We start from the raw sequence: 4132 nt of genomic DNA, 5'->3' as shown, positions 1-4132 counted from the left end.
GACGGTCACCGCCACCGTGCCGGCCGACCCGGACGGCCCCGGCACCCTGCGCGAGGGCGGCACCGGCCCGGACGTCGCCGAGCTGCAGCAACGCCTCCTGCGCGTCCCGGACGTCTACCGCGACGGCTCCACCGGCGGCCACTACGACAGCACACTGAAGGCGGCCGTGGCCCGCTTCCAGCTCTGGTACGGCATCAGCGGCGACGAGACGGGTGTCTACGGCGACGACACCCGCCGCGCCCTGGAGTCCCGTACGACGCTTGACGACGGGTGAGACGGGAAGACGTCACCGGGGTGTGCCGAACCGGTGCCACCCGGCGGCCGCGGCGGACGGAGGGAGCGGGACGGGCATGACGGGCCAGAACGCGTTCATCGACCGGTTGGACCCCGACATGTGCGTGGTGACGGCCGCGGCGGGCGGGGAGCGCGCCGGCTGCCTGGTCGGGTTCGCCTCGCAGTGCTCCATCCGGCCGCCGCGGTTCGTGGTGTGGCTGTCCAAGGTCAACCGGACCTTCCGGGTGGCCGAGCAGGCCGACCACCTCGCCGTGCACCTGCTCACCCGGCGGCAGCACGCGCTGGCCGCCCTGTTCGGGGGACGTACCGGCGACGACGGCGTGGACAAGTTCGCGGGCGTGCGCTGGACGGAGCGGCGCGGCGGGGCCGTCGTGCTCCAGGACGTGCCGGCGTGGTTCGTCGGCCGGGTGGTGCTGCGCCTGGACGCGGGCGACCACGTGGGTTTCGTACTCGATCCCGTGGAGTCGGGCGGCGCGGACGGCCCGGGCGGGCCGTCGCTGCGGCTTCAGGACGCACTCGACATCCCGCCCGGGCACCCGGTCGACTGATCCGCCCGGTGCCCGGCCGGTCCTACGCCTGCCGCGTGGGCACCCGGATGTCCAGGACGCAGACGTCGTCCCGGCGTTCGCCCTCCAGCATCGCGGCCAGCAGCGGTCCCAGCGAGCCGGGGGTGTCGGTGCGGTGGGCCGAGACGGCCTCGGCGAGCCGCGCCAGGCCCCGCTGGATGCCCTCGCCGGGCCGCTCGACCAGGCCGTCGGTGTAGAGCAGCAGCCGGTCTCCCGGCTCCAGCCGGCACTCCGCCTCCTCGAACACCGGGTGCTCGGTCGCCCCGAGCAGCATGCCGCGCGGGCGCTCGAGGTAGCGGGGCTCGCCCCGGCGTAGCAGCAGCGGTGGCAGGTGGCCCGCCTGGGCCCAGGTCAGGAGGTGCTCGGCGGGCTTGTAGCGGGCCAGGACGAGGGTGGCCGTGCCGTGGGCGTCACGGGAGTGGATCAGCAGGGTGTTCAGCCGGGAGAGCGCGCCCGTCAGCGAGGAACCGGTGAAGAGCATGCCCTTGGCGGTGAAGCGGAGCTGGGCCATGGTGGCCACCGCGTCGATGCCGTGCCCGGCCACGTCGCCTATCACGAACAGCGCGTCGCCGCAGGGCAGTTCGATCGCGCTGAACCAGTCACCGCCGACGTTGATCCCGGACTGGGCGGGCAGGTAGGCCACGTCCACCCGCAGTCCCGCCAGGCGCACTGCCCGGCGTGGCAGGGGCAGCAGCGCGTGCTGCAGCCGGCCCGCCAGCATGCGCTCGGCCTGCAGGGTTCCGTGCTGGGCCAGCATCGCCCGCTCGCTCTCGACCAGGGCGAGTTCGGCGCTGCGCTGCGCGGTGAGGTCCTGCACGAAGCCGTGCACCTGGGCCGGTGTGCCCTCGGCGTCCGGGACGGCCTCGGCGACGGCCCGCAGATGCCGCACCCCGGCCGCCGTACCGATCCGGAAGGACGTGTCGAACGGCTTGCCCTCGGTGAGCAGTTCCCGCACGACCCGGGCGAGCGCGGGCCCGTCCTCGGGCAGGGCGAGGTCCGGCAGATCGGTCAGGCGGACCGGGCCGGACTCGGGGTCGCGGTCGAACAGCGCGTAGACCTGGGAGGACCAGGTCGCCTCGCGCGTGACCAGGTTCCAGGTGGCCCAGCCGAGCCGGCCGAGGCGCTGCAGGTCCGCCAGGCGCTGCTCCTGCCGGTCGGAGGAGCCGTGCCGCACCACGGTGACCACCAGGGTGTCGCCCAGCCGGGCGGCCCGCATCGAGTACGTGGACAGCTCCTGGCCGCCGTCCGTGAACTCCTGCTGCGCGAACGGCTCGCCCTCGTAGGGCTCCCCGGTGGTGAGCGTGTCCAGCCAGCCCTGCCACAGCGGCTCCTGGGCGACGGCCGGCCAGCACTCCAGGACCCGTCGGTCGGCCAGTTCGCCTCCGCTGCGGCCGACCACGTCGGCGGTGTGCGCGGTGGCGGCGTCGATGCGGTAGTCCTCGACCTCGCCCGACGGCGACCGCACCGGGGTGAGCAGCAGCGTCATGCCCGGCAGGGCCTGGAACAGGGCGTGGACTCCGTCCACGGCACTGCCCGCGGCGGGCTCCGGCCGGTCGGCGAAGGCGCGCAGCCGGGCGGCGCACAGCCGGGACACGCCGCGCAGCAGCTTCCGGGTGCGCTCGGCCGACGCCGCTCGCGCCGTCATGTGGTCCAGGACCTCCAGGTGCAGGGAGACCTCCGTGCGCGAGTCCAGGTACAGGGCGCCGCTCAGATACTCCGTGTAGACCAGGTCGGGCAGCTCCGGCTCGGCGAAGCGGAACAGCGAGAACGGTGCGTACGTCCCCGGGTGCGGGCCGTCCGCGAACTCGGCCACCTGCACCGTCACCCGGTCCCGCTCGGCGTACTCCAGCAGCTTGTCCAGCTGCTCGCGCATCACCTCGCCCCGGACGCTCACCGGCCGCCGCAGCACCGTCTCGTCGACGATCACCCACAGGTGCGGCGGGTCCACCCGCTCCAGCAGCCGCTGCCGGTCCATGCGCAGCGCCACGTGCCGCTCGACCGCCTCCGGCCCCCGCTGCCCGACCGTCCCGGCCTCGAGTACCGCGCGCGCGTAGCCCTCCGTCTGCAGCAGTCCGGGCATGAAGTGCGGCTCGTAGGAGCGGATCAGCCGGGCCGCCCCCTCCAGGCTCACGTACAGGCTGAACCACTCCGGCAGCACGTCGTGGTAGCGCTGCCACCAGCCCGGCCGGTTGGCCTCCTCGGCCAGCCTCACGAACCCGGCCGTCTCCTTGGCACCCACCCCGTACGCGGTCAGCAGCAGTTGCACGTACGGGATCTTCAGCGCGACCTCGGCCATCTCCATCCGCCGCACGGTCGCGGGCGCCACCCGCAGCACCCGTGCGGCCTCCTCACGTCCCAGTCCGGCCGCCTCCCGTAACTCCTGCAGCCGTCTTCCGAGCACCACCTGGCCCACGGTGGGCGCGGGCCGCCGCTCACTCACGCCACGCCGCCTCTCCTCAAGTCGCCACCGATTGAAGGTACTTCACCGTCGCCGGGTCCGCGGGCAGAAACGTCTCGATCGCCAGCTCCGCCACCGTGACGTCCATGGGCGTGTTGAAGGTGGAGATCGAGGACACGAACGACAGCACCCGCCCCTCGTGCTCGATCCGCAGCGGCAGCGCGACGTACGACATGTCGTCCGCCGTCTCCTCCGTCCCGCTCTCCGGCACCGGGTAGGCCGCCACCTCCTCGTACAGCTCCCGCAGCGCGGCCGACCGGTGCAGGGCGATCTGCCGCTCCATCTGGGCGAGCAGATGCCCGCGCCACTGGCGCAGGTTGCGGATGCGCGGCGCCAGCCCCTCGGGGTGCAGGGTCAGCCGCATCGCGTTCAGCGGCGGCGCGAGCAGCGACTCCGGGACGCCCTGGAGCAGCAGGGTGATGCCCCGGTTCGCGGTCACCACGTCGTACGTCGCGTCGACCACCAGCGCGGGATACGGCTCGTAGCCCTGGATCAGCCGCTCCAGCCCCTCGCGCAGCGCGCCGAGCGCCGGGTCGTCCAGCGGGGTCTCCGAATAGCGCGGGGCGTGACCGGCGGCCAGCAGCAGCGCGTTGCGCTCCCGCACCGGCACCTGGAGGTGCTCCGCCAGCCGCAGCACCATCTCCTCGCTCGGCCGGGACCGGCCCGTCTCGATGAAGCTGATGTGCCGGGCCGAGGAGCCGGCGCGCAGCGCCAGCTCCAGCTGGCTGACCCGGCGCCGCTCCCGCCAGGCCCGCAGCAGTGGGCCCGCACCGACCCGGTCGGCGGGGGCGGCGCCGGGTCAGCCAGCTGGAGC

General features: G+C 74.2%; 4 protein-coding genes. 2 read left to right on the top strand and 2 right to left on the bottom strand.

All coding sequences use genetic code 11. From position 1 onward, the window contains the following. Nucleotides 1-274, top strand: a 274-nt coding sequence (locus tag C1I97_RS32725) for a peptidoglycan-binding protein (RefSeq protein ID WP_258382844.1), incomplete at its 5' end; no start/stop codon positions are given. 76 nt (nucleotides 275-350) lie between these two features. After that, nucleotides 351-842, top strand: coding sequence for a flavin reductase family protein (locus C1I97_RS32720; protein WP_111006658.1), 492 nt, complete (start codon nucleotides 351-353; stop codon nucleotides 840-842). A 22-nt stretch (nucleotides 843-864) separates the two neighbouring features. On the opposite strand, the gene C1I97_RS32715 is transcribed toward C1I97_RS32720, so the two are convergent. After that, complete coding sequence (locus tag C1I97_RS32715; RefSeq protein ID WP_111006657.1) at nucleotides 865-3300, bottom strand: Scr1 family TA system antitoxin-like transcriptional regulator; 2436 nt, start codon at nucleotides 3298-3300, stop codon at nucleotides 865-867. Nucleotides 3301-3316: 16 nt separating this feature from the next. After that, on the bottom strand, nucleotides 3317-4078 hold the full coding sequence (locus tag C1I97_RS32710) for a helix-turn-helix domain-containing protein (protein ID WP_111006656.1): 762 nt from the start codon (nucleotides 4076-4078) through the stop codon (nucleotides 3317-3319). Between the last annotated feature and the right edge of the window lie 54 nt (nucleotides 4079-4132).

Origin of the sequence: Streptomyces sp. NTH33, assembly GCF_003236365.1 — a bacterium.
Lineage (GTDB): Bacteria > Actinomycetota > Actinomycetes > Streptomycetales > Streptomycetaceae > Streptomyces.
Note: the sequence above shows the minus strand (reverse complement) of the source record. Positions and strands in the feature narration are given on the sequence as shown.

Excerpts from the sequence above, each read along its gene's own strand:
- C1I97_RS32720 (WP_111006658.1), top strand. The coding sequence starts at position 351 with ATGACGGGCCAGAACGCGTTCATCGACCGGTTGGACCCCGACATGTGC.